The organism is Leptospira hartskeerlii (assembly GCF_002811475.1).
GTDB classification, from domain to species: Bacteria; Spirochaetota; Leptospiria; order Leptospirales; family Leptospiraceae; genus Leptospira_B; species Leptospira_B hartskeerlii.
Map to the genome: position 1 here is coordinate 1 of NZ_NPDL01000007.1, position 23,056 is coordinate 23,056.

21 protein-coding genes are annotated in these 23,056 nt (G+C 40.1%); 11 read left to right on the top strand and 10 right to left on the bottom strand.

Annotated elements, in window-relative coordinates; genetic code table 11:
• Positions 1 to 109: 109 nt before the first annotated feature.
• Both CH352_RS13265 and CH352_RS13270 read right to left on the bottom strand, forming a co-directional pair.
• Positions 110 to 1,192: a hypothetical protein gene (locus CH352_RS13265; protein WP_100707808.1), complete on the bottom strand. Its 1,083-nt coding sequence runs from the start codon at positions 1,190 to 1,192 to the stop codon at positions 110 to 112.
• A 146-nt stretch (positions 1,193 to 1,338) separates the two neighbouring features.
• Entirely contained in the window at positions 1,339 to 2,253 is a 915-nt protein-coding gene (locus tag CH352_RS13270; RefSeq protein WP_100707807.1) for an NAD(P)/FAD-dependent oxidoreductase, read from the bottom strand.
• A gap of 148 nt (positions 2,254 to 2,401) precedes the next feature.
• On the opposite strand from CH352_RS13270, the gene CH352_RS13275 reads away from it, so the two are divergent.
• A complete protein-coding gene (locus CH352_RS13275) occupies positions 2,402 to 3,319 on the top strand; it encodes a LysR family transcriptional regulator (RefSeq protein WP_100707806.1) in 918 nt (305 codons plus the stop codon).
• A gap of 78 nt (positions 3,320 to 3,397) precedes the next feature.
• On the opposite strand, the gene CH352_RS13280 is transcribed toward CH352_RS13275, so the two are convergent.
• Positions 3,398 to 4,465 (bottom strand): TauD/TfdA family dioxygenase, encoded by a 1,068-nt coding sequence (locus CH352_RS13280; protein WP_100707805.1) that lies wholly within the window; start codon positions 4,463 to 4,465, stop codon positions 3,398 to 3,400.
• 198 nt (positions 4,466 to 4,663) lie between these two features.
• On the opposite strand from CH352_RS13280, the gene CH352_RS13285 reads away from it, so the two are divergent.
• Positions 4,664 to 7,900, top strand: a complete 3,237-nt coding sequence (locus CH352_RS13285; RefSeq protein ID WP_100707804.1) for a carboxyl transferase domain-containing protein — start codon at positions 4,664 to 4,666, stop codon at positions 7,898 to 7,900.
• Between the two features lie 98 nt (positions 7,901 to 7,998).
• On the top strand, positions 7,999 to 8,358 hold the full coding sequence (gene lfb1, locus CH352_RS13290) for an LIC10280 family protein (RefSeq protein ID WP_100707803.1): 360 nt from the start codon (positions 7,999 to 8,001) through the stop codon (positions 8,356 to 8,358).
• A 46-nt stretch (positions 8,359 to 8,404) separates the two neighbouring features.
• Here lfb1 and CH352_RS13295 read toward each other — a convergent pair whose 3' ends face one another.
• From CH352_RS13295 to CH352_RS13310, 4 genes are all read right to left on the bottom strand, one after another.
• Entirely contained in the window at positions 8,405 to 9,478 is a 1,074-nt protein-coding gene (locus CH352_RS13295; RefSeq protein ID WP_100707802.1) for a sulfate/molybdate ABC transporter ATP-binding protein, read from the bottom strand.
• A gap of 9 nt (positions 9,479 to 9,487) precedes the next feature.
• Entirely contained in the window at positions 9,488 to 10,372 is an 885-nt protein-coding gene (gene cysW / locus CH352_RS13300; protein ID WP_100707801.1) for a sulfate ABC transporter permease subunit CysW, read from the bottom strand.
• Entirely contained in the window at positions 10,369 to 11,196 is an 828-nt protein-coding gene (gene cysT, locus CH352_RS13305) for a sulfate ABC transporter permease subunit CysT (protein WP_100707800.1), read from the bottom strand. The genes cysW and cysT overlap by 4 nt, the downstream gene beginning before the upstream one ends.
• Before the next feature lie 98 nt (positions 11,197 to 11,294).
• Complete coding sequence (locus CH352_RS13310; RefSeq protein ID WP_100707799.1) at positions 11,295 to 12,344, bottom strand: sulfate ABC transporter substrate-binding protein; 1,050 nt, start codon at positions 12,342 to 12,344, stop codon at positions 11,295 to 11,297.
• 192 nt (positions 12,345 to 12,536) lie between these two features.
• Here CH352_RS13310 and CH352_RS13315 point away from each other — a divergent pair, with 192 nt between their 5' ends.
• From CH352_RS13315 to CH352_RS13345, 7 genes are all read left to right on the top strand, one after another.
• Positions 12,537 to 14,582, top strand: coding sequence for a PP2C family protein-serine/threonine phosphatase (locus CH352_RS13315; protein ID WP_243396413.1), 2,046 nt, complete (start codon positions 12,537 to 12,539; stop codon positions 14,580 to 14,582).
• 146 nt (positions 14,583 to 14,728) lie between these two features.
• Positions 14,729 to 14,863: a hypothetical protein gene (locus tag CH352_RS19205; protein WP_008589440.1), complete on the top strand. Its 135-nt coding sequence runs from the start codon at positions 14,729 to 14,731 to the stop codon at positions 14,861 to 14,863.
• Between the two features lie 96 nt (positions 14,864 to 14,959).
• Complete coding sequence (locus tag CH352_RS13325; RefSeq protein WP_100707797.1) at positions 14,960 to 17,437, top strand: hypothetical protein; 2,478 nt, start codon at positions 14,960 to 14,962, stop codon at positions 17,435 to 17,437.
• Positions 17,437 to 18,585 (top strand): DUF445 family protein, encoded by a 1,149-nt coding sequence (locus CH352_RS13330; RefSeq protein WP_100707796.1) that lies wholly within the window; start codon positions 17,437 to 17,439, stop codon positions 18,583 to 18,585. The genes CH352_RS13325 and CH352_RS13330 overlap by 1 nt, the downstream gene beginning before the upstream one ends.
• 132 nt (positions 18,586 to 18,717) lie before the next feature.
• Positions 18,718 to 18,924 carry a hypothetical protein gene (locus CH352_RS13335; RefSeq protein ID WP_243396412.1) on the top strand — a complete coding sequence of 69 codons (207 nt, stop codon included), beginning with the start codon at positions 18,718 to 18,720 and terminating at the stop codon, positions 18,922 to 18,924.
• Positions 18,921 to 19,265 (top strand): hypothetical protein, encoded by a 345-nt coding sequence (locus CH352_RS13340; RefSeq protein WP_100707794.1) that lies wholly within the window; start codon positions 18,921 to 18,923, stop codon positions 19,263 to 19,265. The genes CH352_RS13335 and CH352_RS13340 overlap by 4 nt, the downstream gene beginning before the upstream one ends.
• Positions 19,266 to 19,386: 121 nt before the next feature.
• Complete coding sequence (locus CH352_RS13345) at positions 19,387 to 20,100, top strand: pirin family protein (protein WP_100707793.1); 714 nt, start codon at positions 19,387 to 19,389, stop codon at positions 20,098 to 20,100.
• Positions 20,101 to 20,218: 118 nt separating this feature from the next.
• Here the strand turns inward: CH352_RS13345 and CH352_RS13350 are convergent, their stop codons facing one another.
• Together CH352_RS13350 and CH352_RS13355 are read right to left on the bottom strand one after the other, a co-directional pair.
• A complete protein-coding gene (locus CH352_RS13350; protein WP_100707792.1) occupies positions 20,219 to 21,226 on the bottom strand; it encodes a S1C family serine protease in 1,008 nt (335 codons plus the stop codon).
• A gap of 115 nt (positions 21,227 to 21,341) precedes the next feature.
• Positions 21,342 to 21,653 (bottom strand): putative quinol monooxygenase, encoded by a 312-nt coding sequence (locus CH352_RS13355; RefSeq protein WP_100707791.1) that lies wholly within the window; start codon positions 21,651 to 21,653, stop codon positions 21,342 to 21,344.
• A gap of 82 nt (positions 21,654 to 21,735) precedes the next feature.
• Here CH352_RS13355 and CH352_RS13360 point away from each other — a divergent pair, with 82 nt between their 5' ends.
• On the top strand, positions 21,736 to 22,653 hold the full coding sequence (locus CH352_RS13360; protein ID WP_207766716.1) for an NAD(P)H-dependent flavin oxidoreductase: 918 nt from the start codon (positions 21,736 to 21,738) through the stop codon (positions 22,651 to 22,653).
• A gap of 36 nt (positions 22,654 to 22,689) precedes the next feature.
• On the opposite strand, the gene CH352_RS13365 is transcribed toward CH352_RS13360, so the two are convergent.
• Positions 22,690 to 22,971 carry a hypothetical protein gene (locus tag CH352_RS13365; RefSeq protein ID WP_100707789.1) on the bottom strand — a complete coding sequence of 94 codons (282 nt, stop codon included), beginning with the start codon at positions 22,969 to 22,971 and terminating at the stop codon, positions 22,690 to 22,692.
• Between the last annotated feature and the right edge of the window lie 85 nt (positions 22,972 to 23,056).

Genomic DNA, 23,056 nt, shown 5'->3' on the forward strand with positions numbered 1-23,056 from the left:
CCCAGTCCTTGCTTGCAAGGGCTGGGGGTGTAACAACTTCGGTTAAGTCACGCTACTCTATATGTTTTCGAAGAGGCTTTCTCTTCTTTCTAATTCCAAATCATTCCAATTATCCTAACGGGCTAATACATCTTCCACCCAGTAGGCAGCTCCAGAACATTATATGATTGTCAAAGCCCATTATTAAAATTGAAACAGCTTGTAATGGGGAAGTGACAATGTCTAAACTTATGGAAAACGGATATAGGATTGGATAAGCGCTCCAAACTGAAGTTCTTTCATCCTTCTTTCTGTAATTCGAGGGTTTTGAAATAGCAATGATTCCTTTCGGGAACCTTTCCAAATTACCTTTTATTCTGTAAGCTTTGGTTTTTGTTTTCCATTCTCCTGTTTCATCCGGTACTGCGAATTGAATTGCGATCACTCTATTTTCTTTTGGTAATGTAAATTGTAAGACTTCTAAAGGTTCACATTTCACGATCTCTGCATATTTAGAAAATTCGGAAATTGGAATGCCGTTATCGTCAAATTCTATTTCGAAAGCGCCTCCTCTGCTTGCAAGGATCATTGTCTCCTTTTTATCAGTGACTAAGCGCAGATATCTATGGGAGAAGTATGATCCATAGCAAAGTTCGGAGCCTTCTATTTTTAAACTTTTATAATGTTTTAAGAAATTTACATTTTTATATCTCCACTTTTTTCGAAGATAGATCATCTTTGAGAATTGATGAGGAGAGGGAAGATGATTTGTAATAGTGTCCAAACCTTTTTCGGAAGATAAAATGATATTTAGATCCTGAAGCCAAATTCCATTTTTGAACTCTTTGATTTCCTCCAATAACAAAGGCTCTGAGGAAGCATATGGGGATTTATCACAAATTGAATAATCCGAGGGAGAAATGTCTGCGTAGCTATAAGAATTTGCTCCCAGAGATTTAATTAGTGTGCAGACTAGTCTTTGGTCGTTATATTTGAATTTACCATCTTTCTCTGCGTATAGGCCGGTTTTATACGAAACAATCATTTTGGTATCGGATCTTTTCACCTCCGCAATTTCATATACGCTTTCCGATAGATAAGGAAGGGCATCTCTCTTCCATCCTATGTCTAAGTCATGTTTACCTAATACGGCAACGGTAAAACAGTTCCAACAAAGAATGAAGGGGAGAAGAAGTAGCAAAATTTTTTTCATGGCATTAACCGACTTTTCCCGAATAAGTTTGAGAAAAATTTCTTTCAGAAAATAAAATTCTCTAATAGAAAAATTTTTTACTTTTAAAGAAAATATCCGTATTTAGGTAATTTCAGCCTTAAACTCATGTAGGAATTCCAACAAATCTACTCTAATAGCTTCTCACTTAATAATTCGTGAACAACCCCTGCACCTGCCATTCCTCCTGAGGCAGCAGCTAATAAAACGGAATGAGCACCACTTGCATTATCCCCGCAGGCATAAACTCCATCTACACTTGTCTTTCCTCTTTCTCCAACTTTGTAGAAGCCAAAATGATCTTTTTCGCAGCCAAGTTCTTCCCCTATTGTTGATTTTAACTTAAAAGGAAAAGTGGGAAGTGCATAAAGGCCGTCTCTTTCTACATTTTCTCCATTCTCAAAACTGACACTTTTGAGTTTTTCTCCTTCATATATAAAACCAGTGATCGTATTTTCTGTGAAGGGGATTTTTTTCTTATGCAATAAAGCCCTTTGTTCTTCTTTGAATTCTGCTTTTCCATTCGTAAAAATTACTAGGTCCGATGCTAGATCATAAATAAGAGGAAGCATAAAGAATAATGTGTCTCCGTTCCCGATCAGGCCTAGTTTGGCATTTCTTACTTCGAAACCATGGCAATAGGGACAATGGAAAATGGACTTACCCCAAAGTTCTTTATAACCTGGGACCGGTAAAAATTTATCTTCTACCCCATATGCAAGAATGATCTTCTTAAAATGAAACGTTTTGTCTGAAGATAATTTTGCGACAAAACCAGGTCCTGATTTTTCCACGGAAAGAACACTTCCTTCGAAAAGACTGATCGTATTATATTTTTCTAAATCTTTTCTTGCTAATTTTCTCCATTCTGCGGGATGGATCCCATCTCTAGTCGGAAAATTATTCAAATGAGAAGAAGCTGCATTCCTTGGGCGGCTATCGTCGCAGATTAAGGCGGTTCTACTCATTCTTCCTAAAGCCAGTGCAGCGCTTAGCCCTGCCGGACCGCCGCCTGTGATCAATACTTCATAATCGAATTTCATTTTCGTCCTCCTGTAAGGATCTTTTGATGATAATTATTTAAATTTTACGGTCCCAAAAGTTGTAAATACATTTGGTATAAATTTGGAATTTTTTGATTTTATTGCGAATTTAGTTGATTTATTGATACTAAATAGGTATCAATCTTGTATGGACTTATCTAAATTAAGATCTTTTATAGTCGTTGCAGAGGAGCTGAATTTCAGAAAGAGCGCTGAAATTTTGGGAATGTCCCAACCTCCTCTTACAAGATTGATCTCTTCTTTTGAAGAGGAACTTTCCACCAAATTATTCGAGAGATCTACTCGACATGTAAAACTTACCGGAGCCGGAGTTCATCTCCTGAAGGAAGGACGAGAGATCATCGCAAAAGCGGAAAAAATAGAAAAAGAAGTCCGCTCTATCGGCAAACTCAAATCGGGCGGTCTTAGTATAGGTTTTTCCACGACTACTTTTATGGCGAGCTTGCCGCAGATCATTAACGAATTTCAAGATCGATTTCCTCGGATCAAATTGCAGCTTCAACAGGAAACCCGAAATCGGATCATTAAAGGTTTAAAATCAGCTCAATTCGATATTTGTTTTTTAGAAGGGGAAGTTTCTGATCCGCGTCTGGAAAAACATCCGGTTCATGATGAAGTGCTTGGTGTTCTTGTCCCTAAAAAACACCCTCTTGCTAAAAGAGAAGAGATCGAATTTAAAGAATTAAAGGATGAGACTATCATATTACATCCTAAAAAGGATTCAGGTAGTTTTTACGATACTATCTCTTCTCTTTTTAAACAAAGCGGGATCAAACCCAAGGTTTATATAAAGAATGAAAGGGAAAGCTGTCCTATCTTGGTTGCTACCGGCAAAGGGGTTTCTTTGACAATTTTAGGTGCACAGAATTTTGCACCTGCAGATACTAAATTTGTTCCGATCAAACAATTGTATTTGCCGGTATCTGTTTTTTATATTCCGGAAAATCAAAATCCTTCTTTAAAAACTTTTTTAAGTTTTGTATCCGAAAGTAGTTTTATCAAAAATAAACATGCGGAATGCCTCATCGATCTTATGAGGCTTTAAGACGAGAAATATAAAATCGCCGGCTATAGTATAGATTCATAAATTCAACTATCACCGAAGATTGAAACGAATAGTTTTCTATTCCGTCCAGGCCACCTGGATTTCTCTCGGACCTACAAATGGAAGTCTTCCGTGAGAAACTGAATAATTGTCGATATAAAGAATATCATCTTTCTGCCACGAGAATATTTGTATATTCTTCCAGAAAACATTTACGATAGTCTTGATATCTTTATTAGAAATTTCTGATCCGTCACCGTAGGTCGCGTGAACATCCAGATCTTCCGATTTACTGAATAGTTTTTTGATCCCAGTCAATAGGTTCAAGATCAGATAAACTCCGAGTCCTCTTAAAGTTTTCTGCCTTTTGAAAATATATTTATATTCTAATCTAGGAGAATCTATATGAAACGTTTGGCTATGGTTATGCCAAGCCTTGGATCCTGCGATAGGATGTTTTCTTACGCCTACTTGAGAATTGATTAATCTTAATTTATTTCCAGGCAACCATTCGTGGTCGAAATTCTGCTTTTTTATCTCCTTCTCCGCTTCTTTTTTATTTTCAGTCTTGAACATTTCGTTCCATGGTTTCGTTTTCCAAAGACTATAACGCGAAGCTCCAGGACCGTCATAATGACGAATGTATTTGATCCCTTGTTTTTCAACTTTTTCAGAAATATGATCCGGCATATCTCTCAACACAGTTCTTAGATCAGTGATAGGTGTTTCTCCGTTTTTAGAAGGAGCTAACTTTGCATAAAAGAAAAGTTTTTTAGGAGGTTTATTTAAGAAGCTCATCTCCGCGTGTTGCATGATCGGATAAGCGGAAGGAAGTTCACTCGCTGTATGAACAAACTTAGTTTTTTTATCTCTGGGAGAAGTTCCCAGATATGCTTCCGATAAATTAGGATCCAAACCCAAAGCAACCTTTTCGAAATTCTCGGAAGAATCTATATTAAAACCTCTGAATAGAATGGCACCATAGATCAACAGATCCCTTTGTATTTCCTTATGGTTCTTCTTGATCCAATTCGTGAGATGTTTTAGGTCTGCTTTCTCAGGAGAAGAAGGGGAATAAACGATAGGAAGGTCTAGACCCTTTATTAGATTTTTGGAAATTTCTACCGAAGTTCGAACAGCAGACATATTGGTTCCTCTTAAAACCATTTCAGCGAAGCCATAGATCTGCTTCGATTTGTATATCTAATATATTAGAATAAAAGTCGTTATTGTGGATAATGATTTATGCAGATACACATTATATTGTGCATTTGTTCAAAATTTAGAGGTGTCTTAGAAACTGGATCGACCTTAGGGACTTTGTCATAAAACTTCCTCCTGCTTATGAAATTATCCAAATTATTAATAGCGAATCGGGGAGAAGTTTCCATCCGAATTGCGAGAGCTGCTTCAGCGTTAGGAGTTCCTACCGTCTCAATCTATTCGGAAGACGATACAAATTCCAGGCATAGATTAGCGACCGATGTTTCCAGTCCCCTGAAAGGAAGAGGTGCGAAAGCATATTTAGACCAGGAGGAAATACTTTCCATCGCACTCAGAGAAGGTTGCGACTCGATCCATCCAGGTTACGGATTTCTAAGCGAGAATCCGGACTTCGCAAAAAGATGTGAAGATTTAAATATCCAATTCGTGGGTCCTGATTCCAAGACACTTGAGATCTTGGGAGATAAATTAAAAGCGGTATTATTAGCAGAATCCTTAGGAGTTCCTATCTTACCTGGTCTTCGCAAGGTAATCGATCTAAAAGAAGCCAAAGAATTCTATTCTAAAAATGGAATATTCCTATTAAAAGCGATTGCTGGAGGAGGAGGAAGAGGGATCCGCATCATAAACAACGTCGAAGAATTAGAAGTAAAGTTCAAGAGTTGTTCGGAAGAAGCTTTACATTCATTCGGAAATCCTAATTTATATGCGGAAAAATATCTACCCGTCGCAAGACATGTAGAGGTACAGGTTTTGGGAGATGGTTCCGGTAAGATTTTGCACTTTTGGGACAGGGATTGTTCTCTCCAAAGAAAAAATCAAAAATTAGTAGAGATTGCGCCTGCTCCTTTTTTGGATCCAAAACTTAGAGAAAAGATCATTTCTTATTCTTTACAGATGGCTTCCCATCTTTCTTACAAAAGTTTAGGCACTTTCGAATTTCTGATCAGTCCTGACTCTGAGATCTATTTTATAGAATCTAATCCTAGGTTGCAGGTGGAACACACGATCACTGAGGAGATCACAGGAGTAGATCTTGTGGAAGCTCAGTTGGAGATTGCTTCCGGAAAATCTTTCCATGAGATTGGATTGGATCAGAAAAATATAGAATCTCCGAAAAGTTATGCGATCCAGATCAGGATTAACTCTGAAACTCTGGACAAAAAAGGAGAGATCATTCCTTCTTCCGGAAAAATCAAAGTGTTCGAGCCTAGTTCCGGCCCTGGGATTCGAGTGGATAGTTCTGCATATTCAGGCTATGAGGTCAGTCCCAATTTTGATTCCTTGCTTGCAAAATTAATCGTTCATTCTAAAAGTCTTTCATTTTCCAGACTGGTTCATTCTGCATACCGTGCATTATCCGAATTTAGGGTAGAAGGTATTGGAACAAATCTCTCTCTTCTTCTAAATGTATTCAAAAGGAAAGAACTGGGATCATATTCTGTTTGGACCAAATTTATTGAGGAGAATATTTCCGAACTTCTCCCTTCTTCGCGAATAGAACATAAAAAATATAATTTTGAATCTGCGCAAAATGATAATTTAGAAAATTCTAAAACGAAAGTAGAAATTCCGGAAGGATTGGATCCTTTCCATTCTCCAATGACTGGAAGCCTTATCGAAATTTATCCAAAAGAAGGAGAGCCTATTCGAAAGGGAGAGAAGATTGCGCTACTTTCTTCCATGAAGATGGAACATCTATTACATTCAGAGATTACGGGAATTATAGAAAAAGTTTTGATAGAGCCAGGAAAGGTTATTTCGGAAGGAGACACACTTGTTTGGATCCGGTCGGAAGATTTAGAACATTCTTCTTTTCATCATTCAGAGGAAATCGATCCGAATCAAATTCGTCCCGATCTAAAGGAAGTTTTGGATCGTTTGCTTTTGAATGAAGATGTTTCCAGACCTCAGGCAGTTTCTAAACGTCATAAAAGAGGACAAAGGACTGCGAGAGAAAATGTGGCGGATCTTTGTGATCCAGGAAGTTTCGTGGAATATGGAAGCCTCGCCATTGCTGCCCAGAGAAGAAGAAGGTCCTTAGAAGAATTGATCAAGCTTAGCCCGGCAGACGGACTGATCGCTGGTCTTGGCACAGTGAATGCCGAATTATTTGCGCCTCATATATCTAGAATTTCTGTATTAGCTTATGATTATACGGTTTTTATGGGGACGCAAGGTGCAATAGGTCATAAAAAAACGGATCGATTTTTAGAAATGGTAGAAAGCCAAAAACTTCCCCTTGTATTTTTTACGGAAGGAGGAGGAGGCCGCCCTGGAGAAGTAGATGTGCCGGCAGTTGCAGGTTTGGATCTTCATACTTTTCGAAAATATGCCGGCTTAAAAGGGAAATGCCTAAGGATCGCGATCGCTGCGGGTCGATGTTTTGCTGGGAATGCCGCATTATTCGGTGCAAGTGATATTAGGATTGCAACAGAAGATTCTAATATTGGAATGGGGGGGCCTGTGATGGTTAAGGGCGGAGGTCTCGGGAATTTTTCCGCAGAGGAGATCGGCCCTGCGGAAGTCCAAACCAAAAACGGTGTAATCGATATATTAGTAAAAAATGAAGAAGAGGCGGTCTACACAGCGAAAAAAGCACTTTCATATTTCCAAGGAAAGATCGAAAAATTTGAATATAAAGATCAAAAAATTTTAAGAACTCTCATCCCTGAAAATCGTTTGAGATCTTATGAGATTCGATCCATCATTTCTTCTTTGTCGGATACTGATTCCGTTTTGGAATTCAGAAAAGATTTTGCAAAAGGGATTGTAACTTCTCTGATCAGAATAGAAGGAAAGCCATTAGGTCTGATCGCAAATAATCCGAATCATCTTGGTGGAGCAATCGATGCGGAAGGAGCAGAGAAAGCTTCCGAGTTCGCGGAATTCTGCAATCTAAACAAACTTCCACTATTATTTCTTTGCGATACACCTGGATTCATGGTGGGACCGGAGACTGAGAAGAAGGGCTTGGTGCGTAAGGCCGCTAAACTTTTCGAGGCGGGAGCTTCCTTACAGGTTCCTGTGTTCACGATCGTTCTCAGGAAAGGTTACGGCTTGGGCGCTATGGCTATGGCTGCAGGCAGTTTTCATTCTCCTGTATTCACAATCTCTTGGCCAACGGGCGAATTCGGTGCGATGGGTATAGAGGGAGAAATCAGAACAGGATATCAAAAGGAACTTTCAGAAGTAAAAGATTGGAAAGAGAGACAAATTTTATTCGAACGTCTGGTTGCTGAGGCTTATGAAAGAGGTAAGGCGATCAATATGGCTTCTTATCTGGAAATTGACGCAGTGATCGACCCGGAAGAATCCAGAAAATGGATCTTGAGAGGTTATGATTCCTGTATTTAGAGAGATTCCAGTTGGAAATAAATGTTTTCTGAGTTAGCGTAAAAATCTTGATTAGATCCGGATCTGTGTTTTCATTTTCCCCTCACCTGGGGGTATTCATGTTTAGAAATCCTAAAGCAAAAATTATAGCTTTATTCACCGTGATCGCTTTGACCGTTTCCTTCTCTTATTTAAGCGCTCAAACTTTAAACGTTTACGGAACTTACAAAGTGACAGGTACAAATCCTAATGGAAGTAAATACAAAGGAAGTGTTACAATCACTTTGAACGAGGATGGGTCTTACAATTTCGAATGGTCTGTAGGAAATAGTTTTTCCGGAACAGGTACTTTGAGTGGAAGTACCTTAACTGTGGATTGGGGTGATACATATCCAGTGATCTATACGGTCAAGAATGGTGGCAATCGATTAGAAGGTACTTGGGGAAACGGAACAGGTACTGAGATCCTAACCAAATAAGATCTTTTGATATGAAAAATCCCCGTGAATGCGGGGATTTTTTCTACTAGATCGAAAAATCTTCCATATATTCTACATATACTTTTGCTTTTTTAATCCTGAGATACACAGTTTCACCGGGCAATAGATTTAATTCTTTAAAACTAGATTGATCCAATAAGGATTCGATTAAAGTTCCTGAATCCAAACGTTTTAATTCTATTCTTACATTTCTACCTGTAGAATGGATGTATTGTATCTCTGCAGGAATTCCTTGGGTAGAAGTTCTGGAAATTTCCACATCATAAGGTCTAACGTAAGCGACTCCTTCCTTATCTACTACGTCTGAATGTTCCGGAGTTGCCACATCCAGATCGCCTATCTTTGCCGTCCCTTCGTGGATCCTTCCATGGAAAAGGTTTACATCTCCTAAAAAGTGAAAAACGAAAGGTGTCTTAGGTTTATTGTAAACTTCGTCAGGAGTACCGATCTGTTCTATTTTTCCGGATCTTAAGATTACTATAGAATCGCTTACTTCCAGTGCCTCTTCTTGGTCGTGAGTTACGAATACGCTCGTGATATGGATCTCATCGTGTAGTCTTCTGAGCCAGGTGCGTAATTCCTTTCTTACCTTTGCATCCAAGGCTCCAAAAGGTTCGTCCAAAAGTAAAAACTTAGGTTCTATCGCCAAAGCTCTTGCTAAAGCTACCCTTTGTCTTTGTCCTCCAGATAATTCGAAAGGAAATCTTGCATGGAAATTTTCCAACTGAACCAGTTTCAAAAGTTGGAATACTTTTTCTTGGATTTCTTCTTTAGAAGGTCTTGTGGATCTAGGACGGACTTTCAAACCAAATGCTATATTTTCAAAAATCGTCATATGACGGAAGAGTGCATAATGTTGAAATACGAATCCTACTCCTCTGTCCTTAGAACTTTTAGTCTTGGACCTTTCTCCATTGAATAATACTTCTCCCTCGTCTGGAGTGTCTAATCCTGCGATGATCCTAAGAAGAGTAGTTTTTCCGCTTCCGGAAGGTCCAAGTAATGCGACTAGATTTCCATCCGGGATAGTCAGGTCCACGTGATCTAAGGCCTGGAATTTTCCAAATCGTTTGCTTACATTTCGAATTTCAATAGACATTCTATTCTCCTAGGATTTGGAAACCTGAACATTTGTATTTTTTTCTTTCCCGAGGCCAGTCGTTTCCGGGATCTCTATTTCTTCTTTGCGATGAAGATTTTTTTCTAAGATCGTTTTTAAGAGTAGGGTAAGTAAGGAAAGAAATACGAGCACCGATGCGGCTGAAAATGCCCCTACCGAATTATACTCATTATATAACATTTCGATTTGTAGAGGTAATGTATTGGTCTTCCCTCGGATATGTCCTGATAATACGGATACTGCTCCGAATTCTCCCATAGCTCTTGCATTACAAAGTATAAGCCCGTATAAAAGTCCCCATTTGATATTCGGGATAATAATTTTAATGAATGTTTGGTAGAGAGAAGCTCCGAGTAGAATGCCGGCTTCCTCTTCTTCTTTTCCCTGGCTTTGCATGAGTGGAATTAGTTCTCTTGCAACAAAAGGAAGTGTGATAAATACGGTTGCGATCACGAGGCCGGGAGTATTAAATACGATCTTAATATTCCATTCTTCTAATATATTTCCCATCCATCCTTGTTTTCCAAAAAGTAATAGGAAGATCAGACCGGAGATTACCGGGGAAACTGCAAAAGGAGAGTCTATGATGGTGAGTAGAATATTTTTGCCAGGGAATTCAAACCTGGTTAATAGAAATGCCGCAACTAGTCCGAACGCAGTATTCAAAGGAACTGCAATACCTGCGACCTTCAATGTCATTAACATCGCGGCGATCGTATCGCTGTCTTGTAATCCCTGTAGATAAGCTTCCCAACCTTGCGCGAATGCTTCTAAAAAAACTACTGTGATCGGTAGGATCAGGATAATGAATGCAAGAGCTAAGACCGAAAAGATCAAAGCAAATCTGATCCAAACGGATTCTGTTTCTTTCATCCTAGTCTCCTAGAGGCTCTGTTTTGCAGATAGTTGATCCCGAACATGATCGTAAAGGAGAGAACCAACATCAAAACCGCAATCCCTGTTGCCTTTGCATATTCGTACTGTTCCAATTTAGTAACTATAAGTAATGGAAGAATTTCAGTTTTTCCCGGAAGGTTTCCTGAAATAAAAACGACTGAACCGTATTCTCCAATTCCTCTTGCAAATGCCATACTGGTCCCGGCGAGTAGAGAAGGGATCAACTCAGGTAAAATTACTTTAGTGAATGTTTGGAATCTGCTAGCTCCTAAACAATAAGCACTTTCTTCCAATTCTTTTGGAAGATCTTCCAAGATAGGTTGGACTGTTCTAACCACGAATGGAAATCCGATAAATACTAAAGCGATCACAATCCCGATCGGAGTGTATGCGATCTTGATCCCATAAGGAGTAAGATATTTTCCGATAAAGCCGTTAGGAGCGTAGATTGTGGTCAACGCGATACCGGCAACTGCAGTAGGAAGAGTGAATGGAAGATCTACAAGTGAATCCAAGATCTTTTTGCCGGGGAAATCATATCTTACTAAAACCCATGCAAATAAAAATCCAACGAATAGATTGATAATAGCTGCAACTCCACCTGCTCCGAAACTTAAATACAAGGCCTGTTGGATCCGATTTTCTGTAAGAACTTCCCAGAGTCCGGAAACACCTAAGGTCGCAGATTTGAAAAATAATGCGGATAATGGAATGATGACTAGAAGGCTAAGGTAGAAGACTGTGAGTCCTAAGGATAGACCAAAGCTTGTTTTTGAATAAGGACGAAAAATCAGTTTCAATCGGGAAAGCCCTCCCGAGTCGATTCTTGAGAAACGCTCTATTTCGTCAAACCAAGAGCCGCCTGAAGAGCGGCTCCGTTCAGTAAATGGCTTCCTACTTACTTCTTTGCTTCGCCGTAGATGGAGTCGAAAAGACCGCCGTCAGCGAAATGTTTTTTATGAGCTGCAGCCCAGGAACCTTCAATACTTCTTACATCGAATAAATGAAGTTTAGGGAATTTTGCTACATTCGCTTTTAGGATAGTCGCATCATTCGGACGGAAGAAATGTTTTGCGATGATTTCTTGTCCTTCTTTGGTATATAAGAATTCCAAGTAAGCTTTTGCTACTTCAGTGGTTCCTTTTTTAGCAGCCACTTTTTCAACGATTGCTACAGGAGTTTCGGCAAGGATACTGGTGCTTGGGTAAACCACTTCGAACCCAGCGACTCCACCGTTTGCTTTTCTGGACTCGGATAGAGCAAGTTCTGCTTCATTTTCCCAAGCAAGAAGAACATCACCGATCCCTCTTTGAACGAAAGTAGTAGTGGATCCTCTGGCACCTGTGTCCAGAACGGAAGTGTTCTTATAAAGGTTTCTTACGAACTCGATCGCTTTTTCTTCCGTTTTGTATTGTTTCTTAGCGAATCCCCAAGCGGCTAAATAGTTCCAGCGAGCTCCACCGGAAGTTTTAGGATTTGGTGTGATCACTCCAATCCCTGGTTTTACAACATCATCCCAATCTTTGATTGCCTTAGGATTTCCTTTTCTAACTAAGAAAACGATGGTCGAGTAGTATGGAGTAGAATGGTTCGGGAATGCCTTCTCCCAATCTTTGGAAACGGATCCTCCGTTAGTAACAATACTATCGATATCATAAGCAAGTGCAAGAGTTACTACATCCGCTTCCAATCCGTCAATCACCGCTCTAGCTTGTTTTCCGGACCCGCCGTGTGATTGTTGGATGCTAAGGTTTTTGCCGGACTTCTTCTTCCAAGCTTCTACAAACTTTTTGTTAATTTCTTCGTAAAGCTCCCGAGTTGGGTCGAAGGAGACGTTTAATAGAGTATCATTCGCATAAGCGGATAAGGAGAAGATACCGGTTAAGACCAGAGCGCCGATTCCTTGGGCAATTGATCGGAGCACAGAATTATTAGATTTTGCTTTCATAAGGTTCACTTTTACGTCCCTTCCGACATTAACTCGGAATTTTTATCCAATAAATTGGATATTTATCTGTTATAGTCAGAATGGCTTTCTTTTTGTCAAGAAGGGTTTTATATTTTAGAACATTTTTTTCCTATTTTGAACGCTTTTTTGATTCTATCCCTCAGAATTCGTTTAAAGCGGATTTTCCAGAAAATGAAAAAGGCCATCACCTTCTTAATCCTAATCTTTCTCCCATTCATCTTTTCGGGATGTTCCGAATCTTCTGTAAAACTAGAACATCCCGCTATCGTCCAGGGAGTCCTTGAGTTAAAAAATTATGATCTAGAAGAACAAGGTCCAATTTTACTTTCCGGACTTTGGAAATTCAGATGGTTGTATTGGAAAAGTTCAGGATTAGAAAACCAGAATTCGTACGAGATAGTTAGCGTACCTTCTTCTTGGAATGGGAAAAACGGATCCAGATTGGGAGAAGGTTACGGAACCTACGAACTTAACGTAAAACTAAATCGAAATTACGGAGAACTTGCATTTGCTCTACAGGAGCAAAGTTCTTCCTACTTTCTATATGTGAACGGCAAACTTATAGCTTCCTGTGGAGAAGTTGAATTTCCTTCTCATTCCGATATCACCATCTTCGAAGTAAAACCTGCTTGGTGTAATCAGCTTGTGAAGTTCACCCCTGACGGAGATGACTTGAAGATAGATATGCAGATCGCGAACAAAGACCATAGGCTGGGAGGTTTTTGGGCTCCAATCCGATTCGGGACTTCTTCCAGTCTGGAAAAGACCTGGAATGCGGAAAGATTTTTGGATCTGTTTTTGGCGGGAGGACTTTTCTGTATCGGACTGCTGCATCTTATATATGCTGTGGTCAGAAGAGGGGAATCCGCCTCCATATATTTCGGCACATTTTGTGTGATCATGGCGGCGAGAGGTCTTTTTTCAGGAACAAGGATCATTTCAGAATATATTGATTTTCTAAAATACCAACACTATGTCAGAATAGAATACGTTACATTCTACCTTGCAATTCCTGTCTTTTTAAGTTATATACTTTCCGTCTTTCCCAGAGAATTAAAACGGATCCTCGTGGATCTAGTTTGGTGGATTGCAATCGGAGCTTGTCTTGTAGTTCTTGTATTCCCGGTCAGAATATTCACATTTACGATTACTATCTATTATTTGGTGGCGTTCCTTGCGGGAACACTTGGATTATTCTCCCTTACTAAGGCGGCTTTAAGAAGAAGAAAAGGTGCACTCATTATCCTTGCCGGATTCGTATTCGTGTATGCCGCTATGATCCATGATATATTATACGCGACGTTCTATCTGGACACCGGATATTTTACGAATATAGGTGCATTCGTATTTATAGTGGCTCAGTCCGTATTCTTATCTATTAGAAGTTCTGAAAGTTTGGACAGACTTTTGGATCTTTCACGAAATTTGGAAAGAAGGGTGGAAGAAAGGACCAAACAACTCAGGAATGCACTTCGTCTCATCCAAAACGATCTGAATGTTGCTAGAGAGGTCCAAAAGGGACTCTTAAATTTAGAAGAGGTAACTGAAAAGAAGATTGGAAAGATCAAATTCGGTATCTTGCATAAACCTTTGGCGGAAGTAGGCGGAGATCTCTACGATATCGCTGAACTTCCAGACGGAAAGATCCGCATCTTCTTAGCAGATGCAACAGGTCACGGAATACAAGCGGCACTCATCACGATCCTGATCCGAAGTGTATATGAGGATTTTAGATTAAAAGAAGAAAGTCCCGGAAAATTGCTCTCTGCGATAGGCTCCCAGTTTCATGGTAAGTACGGAAATGTGTCCACATTCTTCTCCGCGTCCATTTTGGAAATTTCTCCTGACGGGAAAAAACTCACTCTTTCTTTGGCAGGATCTCCTCCCGTCTTAGTTAAGAACGAAGACGAAGAACATATAATTGAATGTGAAAACCCGTTAGTGGGTCTTTTGGAAAATTTTCATTTCGAAGATAAGGAGATCATACTTACTCCAGGGTTTAGAATACTTTGTTTTACGGACGGACTTACTGAATCTTCCAGGTTACCTGGAGATTTTTACGGAATAGAAAGAGTATTGGCCTCTGTCCGAACTGGAGACTCTCAAAATTTAGAAGAATTATTAAACAGCATCCAAGAGGATCTATTCAGATTTTTAGGAAGTTCGGAACCCAAAGACGATATACTAGTCTTGGGAATAGAAGGTCAACGTTCCTAAGTTAACAAAACATTTCTTCTTTCGGAAAAGTCGGAACGTTTTCTAGTTTTATTGTATTGGACCCCGAAAATCATGGTTAGAGAGAAGGTGAACGGGTTCAAACTTTTAGAATGGATCCCGAAATCGTTACCTTGCAAGAGGACCCTATGGCATTCAAGCTCGACGGGGCAAAATTCCCCACTCTGGAAGAGTTGATTACGGCTCTTTATCCATTGTATGCGGACAAGATGAGCGAAGCTGAATTTAGAAAGTACGTTCAGGAGAATGTAAAAGAGGAATAGTCTTCCTCTTTTCGCCCCGACTTAGCGGGGCGAATCCTTCCCGCTTAAAGTCCTCTTTTGCTTGTCAATTCCGGGGGTTTTCCGTACCCTCTCGGCATGCCTTTTTTTCAGAAAAAATGGAGACTTGCTCCGGCTTGGCGAAGGCCTTTATTACTACTCGCCTCATTCTTAGTTCTTATCATCAAATTCAGATTTTTATTCAGCGAGGATACTCTCTCCGGTTGGAGCCTTCATGCTCAAACTCACTTAGCGGAAATTTACGATTCATTTTTGAATAACGGCCAGTCTTTGGGTTATGATAGCCGTTGGTTTTCCGGAATGCCTGTCTTCTACTTCCAGCCTCCATTCTTTTATTTCATGGTCGCTGTCCTTCATAAAACAGTATTCTTCTGGTCCTCACTTTCCCTTTCTTTCAATATAGGAGTTCTTCTTTCTATATTACTTTTTACGTATGCATTTATTAAGTTCAGTCTTTTGCTCTTAAGTGAGACGAACCATAGAGCGAACACCGTGATGCTCGCTATGTCCGGACTTTTGTTCTTCTTTTTATGTGCCGGGGAAGAGCCATTCGGGCTTTCCTTAGTAGGACTATTTAGCGGTTCTGTTACCGGATTTTTCGGACTTGGCTGGAGTTTATTAGGTTTTTATTATTTAGAGAAATATAGGACTACAGGAAAGTTATCCTCTCTTTCTAAATATTTGGTAGTAAGTGCCTGCGTTTATTATTCCGATCTTCCTTCTTCTTTATTTTATCTAATCTCACTTTTGATCTACTTTCTATTCTTGGGAGAAGAGTTGGGAAAAAGAGCGTTCTCTATGGCGTTCTTCATTCCGCTACTTGTGGCAACACCGGTTTGGTGGAATTTTCTGAAATACTCTTCGTACCGCGCGGAAACTTTCCCTATGGATACTACTCCAGGGTTGATCTCCATATTAGGTTCAGGGGCTTTAAAACCGATTTGGGAAGGAAGTGGAGTTATCGCTTTCTTATGGAATTTTATGATAGGGCTTCATTGGATACAGGTAATATTCCCGGCTCTCTTTCTATTAGGAATTCGTTCCATTCTAAAACGTAAAATTTTTCCCCCCGCTTCCAGATTCGTATTCTTTGCCAGTTTAATCTTTTATTGGATCGGAGTGGATACCTCCCTTTCTAAATTTTTTCCAGGTTTAGGATTTCCTTGGTATAGGGCATTAGATCTTTCTTTATTGTTCTTAACCTTTTCAGGTTTGGAAACTGCAGTCCATTTATTGAAGAATAAAACTTCTTCTTTGATCGCGCAATATTCGGTCTCCGCACTTCTATTCTTTGCATTAGTAAGATTCTTCTTATGGCATCCTGAATTAGAATGGAAGGAGAATACTACATTCTTAAAAGACAGTTTCTCCGCTATGGAAATGAAAGATGTTGAAGTCGCACTTTCGGAACTTCCTAAAGATTCTAAAATTTTTCCGGAAATAGATTCTCATAGAAAATGGGGAGATAGTCCTTTTACTCTTGGACTTTTGATCAGGAGGGCGGGGCATCGAAACTTATTGGGAATGGAAGCGGATGCATCTCTGACTTCTCTTGCGCTTCAGCCTTATTTAAGTCGTTATCTGCCTTGGACTGCTTGGAAAAAAAATCCAGGTTACGAAGAGGAACTTTCACTTGAAGATGCAGGTATAGGATTGCACCGATTTTTACAGGTAAACGGAACTTCTTATATTATAGGTTCTACCGAAAAACTTTATAAAATCCTAAAGTTAAATCCGACTCGTTTTGAATTATTAAAAGGTTGGGTGAATCGAGAAGGACTACGTACGAATGATTCTCCTTCTGAAACGTATGAAAAAGAATTGGAGAATAAATCTTTCTTATTTCTGTTCAAGGTGAAAAACCCGGGAGCAGATATTGCGGTCCTTACGGAAAAACCTTGGGGGGTCGCCGATTATAAGGAACTGAGTGGAGGAAAATCGCTTCGTCCTAAAAGATTCTTATACAATACGAACGAGGCGATCTTGCATGAAGGATTAGATGCAGGGATTGTATTCGCCCGGATTGGCAAAAAGGAAATAGAGGCAATTGGGCCTAACTTTAATAAATGGTTCCAAGGTTTACTTGTGTTGAATGTTCCGAAAGAAGATAACGCTTGGAAGGAAGAATTCAAATCCAAGTACGGGGATCTTTCTTTCTCCGATAGAAATGAATTTTTAGGCAGATTTTTTCCAGTAAAAGAAAAACCTAAAGAGCCGGTATTACTTTCGGAACTTCCGATCTTACCTCGTATTTTTTCGGATGAAGAAGTTTTTGTAGGTCCTGAAGTTTCTTCTTTAGAAAATTCGGAACGATCTACATTAGAAAATCATAATTGTAAACTGGTTCGAAGATCCTTTTTTCCTAGCTGGGAAGATTCGGAGGGTGGGATCTTATTTCAGACCCAAAGGAATGAAATTCTGGTCTGTTCCCGGAAACAAAATTCTGATCTGAAATTTGCTAAAGGGAATTCAGTCTTCCTGACCATCATTCTTTTTCTTCTGCCCGCATTTTTTATATTTTCCTCCTTTGTGAAAGGAAGGTGGTTTTTCCGTTAATGGGGCTGTACGGCAATAAACCGTACTCCAAACTTCAATTCTTTTCGAATTCACTTTTAGTGTTGTTCGGAAGTTTTCTTCTTTGGGGGCTCTGGCAAAAGTGGGGCCTTTATATTTGGGGAAATATTTTCATTCACGGTTTAGAAGGTGGACTCGTCGGAGCGATTTGTGATTGGTTTGCAGTATGGAAAACCTATAAGGCAGTAGAATCCGAAAGTGAGATTATCGCGGAAGAAATAGGTCGCTGGGTATCTTCCGACCTGATCAGCGAACATAAATTAAAATCCTACCTGGACGGCATCTTGGATGACCCTGAAAATATCCAAGCGATCCGAGAACTTTTAGACAAACATATAAAAGGAGAAAAAGAAGTCAGGGAATTCCTAAACCTGATCTGGGACAAAATAGAGGAAGATATCGTATTATATGTTTCTAATTTTAAATTCTCCGGTGCGGACAAACAGATCTTACATGAATTGAATAGTCGAAAGGAAATACTATCTACGGTTCGATTTTTAGTTGGAGAAACTTTGATGAAGGTTTCTGATCATCAGGACTTTGGAGAAAGGGTGCAAAGGATCACAAAGGGACTTTCTTTTCTCGCAAAACCTTTGATCTGGCTTATCGATCCACAAAAAAGGATCAAAGAGTTTGGAGAAGGTCTGAAAGAAGGAAAAGATTTTGAAACGGAAGAAGAAGAGGTACTATTCGAACTGTATTCTATATTCTCCGAATGTGTAGAATTATATATCGGTTCTTGGAACGAATTGCCAGTTTCTAGAAGAGAAGAGGCAGTTCGTGCCTTGGCGGATTTCGGTAGAGAACAATTGAATAGGCTGATCAGCGAAGTGGTCCTTACTCATAAGGAAGAAATTTCCAAATTGGAAAATCTGAGAGAATATGGGCCTATTCGCTCCTTCCTGCAATTTTTAAGTTCTAAAACGAACGAATCCGTTTCTGAATACGTAGGAGAACAGATCTCTAAGGGGCTGAAATTATTGGAACCCAAACAATTCAGAGAAAATTTAGAACTTAAGACCAGAAGAGTTCTGGAGAAGATCAGGATCAACGGAAGTTTATTAGGTTTTTTAGTTGGATCTGCGATAGGATGTATCGTCTTATTATTCGAAGGAAAATTAGGATTATAATCTCTTGCATAATTTGCAGGTAGATGTTTTGTATTCAGGATCATGGAACTAAAGCGGATTTGTATTCTTCTACTTTGTGTAGTATTTAGCGGATGTTATTCGAGGACTATTTTCTTCTTCCAAAACCTCCGAATGAGGCCTCTTCCCCCTCAGGTTGAACAAAGTTTATACAAACAGAATGAAAAGGGATGTGGAGAAAAGATCCGTACGATTCTCCAGAGAATTCCTGAAAAAAATCCGACTGCCACTCATATCCGAGACCTGGAGATTTTCCAGTATGACCAAGGAATGTCTGATACATGTTATCGACTTTATTATGGTTTGGAGATCTCTCAATGAAAGTTTTACACGGGATCTTCTTCCTTTTCCTATTTTCATTCATTTATTGCAGCGGCGCCGAAACAATGATCTATCGTGTAGAAAGATTAGTGCCTGCCAAAGAAAGACCAGTCTTCTCACCTAAAAGAGTAGAAGGAGAAGATTGCGTAGTACAAATTTTTCCTTTTATGTTTGCGAGATATGTTCCGGATTTGCAAAGCGCATACAACCATGCGATAGATAAAGCTCCTGCCGGAACCCAATCGATTGCAAATGGAGAAGTATATACAAAAGGTTTGTATCTTCCTCCCATCTTTTTGTTCCGCTGCATCGTAGTATCCGGGACTCCAAGCTTCGATTAAGGTTCGAAAATGTTCTATCCGCTTAGGTTTTAAACTTGGACGAAATACTTTAAATTTGAACTATCTGGGATAGCGTCGGTCTAAAATGTATTCGCCCCGAAAGAGGGGAAAGGAGATAAAAATGGAAGCGGTAGTTCATAAGGCAAATACGAGAGGAAGAGTGGATTTCGGTTGGTTGAAATCGAACCATACATTTTCTTTCGGAAGCTATATGAATCCGGAAAGGATCAGATTCGGTTCTTTGCGTGTATTGAACGACGATATCGTTGCTCCGGGCAGAGGTTTCGATCCGCATCCTCACCAAGATATGGAAATCATCTCTATACCGATCGAAGGTGCCATAGAACATAAGGACAGTATCGGAACTTCAGGAGTGATCACATCCGGAGAAGTCCAGGTAATGTCAGCAGGAACTGGAATCGTTCATTCGGAGTACAATCATTCCGAAACGGATCTAGTGAACTTCTTACAGATTTGGGTGATACCTGATAAAAGGGGAGCCCAACCTAGATACGACCAGAAAAAATTCCTTCCGGAAGACCGGAAGAATAGGTTCCAAGTGGTTGTGTCTCCTAAAGAATCTGCGGAGGGTCTCTGGATCAATCAAAATGCATGGTTCTCTTTAGGGAATGCAGAAGCAGGAAAAGAACTACAGTATGAGTCCAGGAATAAGAACGGGGGAGTTTACGCTTTTCTAATATCAGGAAAAGTGAATATTAACGGGACAGAGCTCTCACCTCGAGATGGTGCGGGTTTTCCAAGAACGGACCTTCTTAAGGTTAACGCTTTAGAGGATTCTGAACTTCTTCTAATGGATGTTCCTGAGATCCAGTAAGTAGAGCTTCGCACGGAGTGCACAGAGTTCACGAAGAGGCTTATAGAGGAACTGTGGGAGTTTCTACACCTTTTCTCCGTAATCTCCGTGTTCTCTGTGCGAAAAAACTTAGCGGCTCTTATTTTAATTCCCCGGGTTCGATGAAAAAACTTCTGATCGACCCATCTCTTAATAAACGAATTCCTAATTTTCTTCCTATCGAAGTCTCATCTAAGATCTTATGAAGATCGTCGATCGTATGGATCTCTTGATCATCCAGGTTGATGATTAAATCTCCGTTTCTTATTCCCGCAAGGTCCGCCGGTGAACCGGTTTCCAAAGATAAAACCAAGATCCCGGATTCTGAGCCTATCTTATTTAGCGTTTTGGTAAGTGTTGGGATCTTTTGGTTTTGGCCAGCGATCCCTAAATATCCTCTTTTGACAGCGCCATTTGTAATTAAACGAGTAATCACATATTCTGCAGTATTTGAGGCGACTGCAAAACAGATGCCTTGTGCAGGAAGAATGATCGCAGTATTAATTCCTACAACTCTCCCTTGGAAATCTACAAGCGGACCTCCCGAATTCCCCGGATTTAAGGCAGCGTCCGTTTGGATCACATTGTCTATGAGACGTCCATTACGAGATCTTAATGTTCTTCCGAGCGCACTAACTACTCCTGCAGTGACTGTGGATTCGAAACCGTAAGGATTTCCGATCGCGACCACTAGCTGTCCCACTTTCAGTTTTTTGGAGTCCGTAAAGCTGGAATGAGGAAATAATCCTCCGTGAACTTTTAAGACGGCAACATCCGTATGTGGATCGTTTCCTACTAGTTCCGCTTCTTTACTAGAACCGTCTGAGAGATTTGCCTTAATTTTAACTGCACCATCCACCACATGGCTATTAGTTGCGATGAATCCGTCTGGAGTGAGAAAAAATCCGGAACCGCTTCCTCCTTCTCCTTTTTTGTTTGTGACTTGCAGATGAACTACACTTGGACCGACAGAGTCCACTGCGTTTATCACAGATTTGGAATAGGCGTCTAAAATTTCCGCCTCGCTCGGTTCAGAATGATTATTAGGATGAGAGTTATTCCCTAATGAAGAAATAAAATCCGCGCTTGTATTTGTAAGTAGTACCATAATATTTTTGGACTCCGTGTCCAAAAATAATGTCCCCAAAAGAACGGAGTGGTTTAGAAAAAATGAAATGATTCCTTGAACAAATTGATCTTGTCATTCAAGGCTTATATCCTAATTACTTTTTCCAATCTTCCGGCTTTGGTGATACAGGTTTATAATAAACAGTAGTAGTTCCTTGTGAGAACATCTCAGGCACTGTCCTTCTCCAATTCACAAAATGAGGGGTTTCCAAATGAGACTTGCGTTTGGATTCGCTTTCATAAGCTTCTATAATTACAAATCTGCCTTCGTCTCCATCGTTTTGAAGCAGATCGAATCTAAGAACACCGTTCTCTTTGAGAGATTCTTTGGAAAGTTCACTGCTGATTTCCAGAAATTCTTGGATCCTTTCCGGAAGTATTTTGTAAGAGGAGACTGTAACGATCATAGTCCCTAGTTTCAATATCCGATTTTCTTCTGCCAGAAAAAAAAGATAGATGGAATCGGATCGGAATGAAAGCTTTTCCCTTATGAAAATAAAAACTCCCGTAACGGAGATGCTTGGAATCGATCTGCCCATCATCGGGGCTCCCATGTTTCTCGTTTCATATCCTGATCTAGTTGTCGCAGTCTCCGAAGCCGGTGGGCTTGGAACATTCCCCTCTCAAAACTACAGGACCTTAGAGGAATTGAGAAGAGGTTTGGAAGATATCAGATCTCGGACCAAAAAGCCGATCGGTGTTAACTTAATTTTACATAAGGCTCATAACCCGAACTGGGCAAAACACTTAGAAATACTTTTAGAATTCAAAGTAGAATTGATCATCACTAGTTTAGGAAGTCCTCGTTCCATTATCAATGAGGCAAAATCGGTAGGCACAAAAGTTTTCTGCGACGTAACTACATTAAGACATGCGAATTTAGTTGCTAAGTCCGGAGCGGACGCTCTTGTTGCGGTTGCCCAAGGTGCGGGAGGACATGCTGGAAATATTTCTCCTTTCAGCCTTTTCCCTTATCTGAAAAAAGAGATCGGTCTTCCTGTTCTTGCGGCCGGGGCGATCAGTGGTGGAGCACAAATGGCAGCTGCAATGTCATTAGGCGCTGATGCTGTTTATATCGGAACAAGACTAATCGCCACTAAGGAAGCTGCTGCTTCTCAAGAGTATAAGGAGATGATCGTTGAGTCTGCACCGGAAGAGATCGTTTATACTGAAAAAATTTCTGGGATCCCTGCAAACTGGCTAAAACGTTCCGTAGAAAGAGCGGGAGATAATTTTCACAATGAAGGCAGTGGGGATATAGACCAGGAATTCAAACGTTGGAGAGATATTTGGTCAGCCGGTCACGGAGTGGCTCAGATTGATTCTATCATCCCTGCGGGAGATGTCGTAAGGGGAATGGCTGCAGAATATGTGGATATCATAAATAAGCTGCCAAGACCAGTTTAAGATTTAACCCCCGGTTTCGGGGGTTTTTTGTAACTTTTACTTCTTATCCGAGAAACTTACAGGAATTAGGTGGAATACACCGAACACAAAAACTTGAAGAGCGTCTGAAATTTTGAATCCGCCTCTGTCTCCTGCGCGCAAAGAATAGATCCCAACTTCTAAGACATGGATCCCTAAAATTACCCAACCTAGAGTGAGAATGATCCCGTCCAGACTTGGATGTAAATTAATGAGTTGGACGACTCCGCTTAATACTCCCAACCATAAAAGCCAAAATGCGGCAGTGGAAGCCTTGGATATATTATTCACTAGATTCATTCTTTCCCCTCGAAATATCGATTCCGAGTATAGCAACTGATACACAGGATTTGGTCAAGAAGAAGTTAGGATCGGCGAGAGTCGC

Excerpts from the sequence above, each read along its gene's own strand:
- CH352_RS13340 (WP_100707794.1), top strand. The coding sequence starts at position 18,921 with ATGAAAGTTTTACACGGGATCTTCTTCCTTTTCCTATTTTCATTCATT.
- CH352_RS13350 (WP_100707792.1), bottom strand. The coding sequence starts at position 21,226 with ATGGTACTACTTACAAATACAAGCGCGGATTTTATTTCTTCATTAGGG.
- CH352_RS13345 (WP_100707793.1), top strand. The coding sequence starts at position 19,387 with ATGGAAGCGGTAGTTCATAAGGCAAATACGAGAGGAAGAGTGGATTTC.
- CH352_RS13335 (WP_243396412.1), top strand. The coding sequence starts at position 18,718 with ATGAGGCCTCTTCCCCCTCAGGTTGAACAAAGTTTATACAAACAGAAT.
- cysW (WP_100707801.1), bottom strand. The coding sequence starts at position 10,372 with ATGAAAGAAACAGAATCCGTTTGGATCAGATTTGCTTTGATCTTTTCG.
- CH352_RS13280 (WP_100707805.1), bottom strand. The coding sequence starts at position 4,465 with ATGTCTGCTGTTCGAACTTCGGTAGAAATTTCCAAAAATCTAATAAAG.
- CH352_RS13295 (WP_100707802.1), bottom strand. The coding sequence starts at position 9,478 with ATGTCTATTGAAATTCGAAATGTAAGCAAACGATTTGGAAAATTCCAG.
- CH352_RS13315 (WP_243396413.1), top strand. The coding sequence starts at position 12,537 with ATGAAAAAGGCCATCACCTTCTTAATCCTAATCTTTCTCCCATTCATC.
- CH352_RS13325 (WP_100707797.1), top strand. The coding sequence starts at position 14,960 with ATGCCTTTTTTTCAGAAAAAATGGAGACTTGCTCCGGCTTGGCGAAGG.
- CH352_RS13275 (WP_100707806.1), top strand. The coding sequence starts at position 2,402 with ATGGACTTATCTAAATTAAGATCTTTTATAGTCGTTGCAGAGGAGCTG.
- CH352_RS13270 (WP_100707807.1), bottom strand. The coding sequence starts at position 2,253 with ATGAAATTCGATTATGAAGTATTGATCACAGGCGGCGGTCCGGCAGGG.
- CH352_RS19205 (WP_008589440.1), top strand. The coding sequence starts at position 14,729 with ATGGCATTCAAGCTCGACGGGGCAAAATTCCCCACTCTGGAAGAGTTG.
- CH352_RS13285 (WP_100707804.1), top strand. The coding sequence starts at position 4,664 with ATGAAATTATCCAAATTATTAATAGCGAATCGGGGAGAAGTTTCCATC.
- lfb1 (WP_100707803.1), top strand. The coding sequence starts at position 7,999 with ATGTTTAGAAATCCTAAAGCAAAAATTATAGCTTTATTCACCGTGATC.
- CH352_RS13360 (WP_207766716.1), top strand. The coding sequence starts at position 21,736 with ATGAAAATAAAAACTCCCGTAACGGAGATGCTTGGAATCGATCTGCCC.
- CH352_RS13310 (WP_100707799.1), bottom strand. The coding sequence starts at position 12,344 with ATGAAAGCAAAATCTAATAATTCTGTGCTCCGATCAATTGCCCAAGGA.
- CH352_RS13265 (WP_100707808.1), bottom strand. The coding sequence starts at position 1,192 with ATGAAAAAAATTTTGCTACTTCTTCTCCCCTTCATTCTTTGTTGGAAC.
- CH352_RS13330 (WP_100707796.1), top strand. The coding sequence starts at position 17,437 with ATGGGGCTGTACGGCAATAAACCGTACTCCAAACTTCAATTCTTTTCG.
- CH352_RS13365 (WP_100707789.1), bottom strand. The coding sequence starts at position 22,971 with ATGAATCTAGTGAATAATATATCCAAGGCTTCCACTGCCGCATTTTGG.
- CH352_RS13355 (WP_100707791.1), bottom strand. The coding sequence starts at position 21,653 with ATGATCGTTACAGTCTCCTCTTACAAAATACTTCCGGAAAGGATCCAA.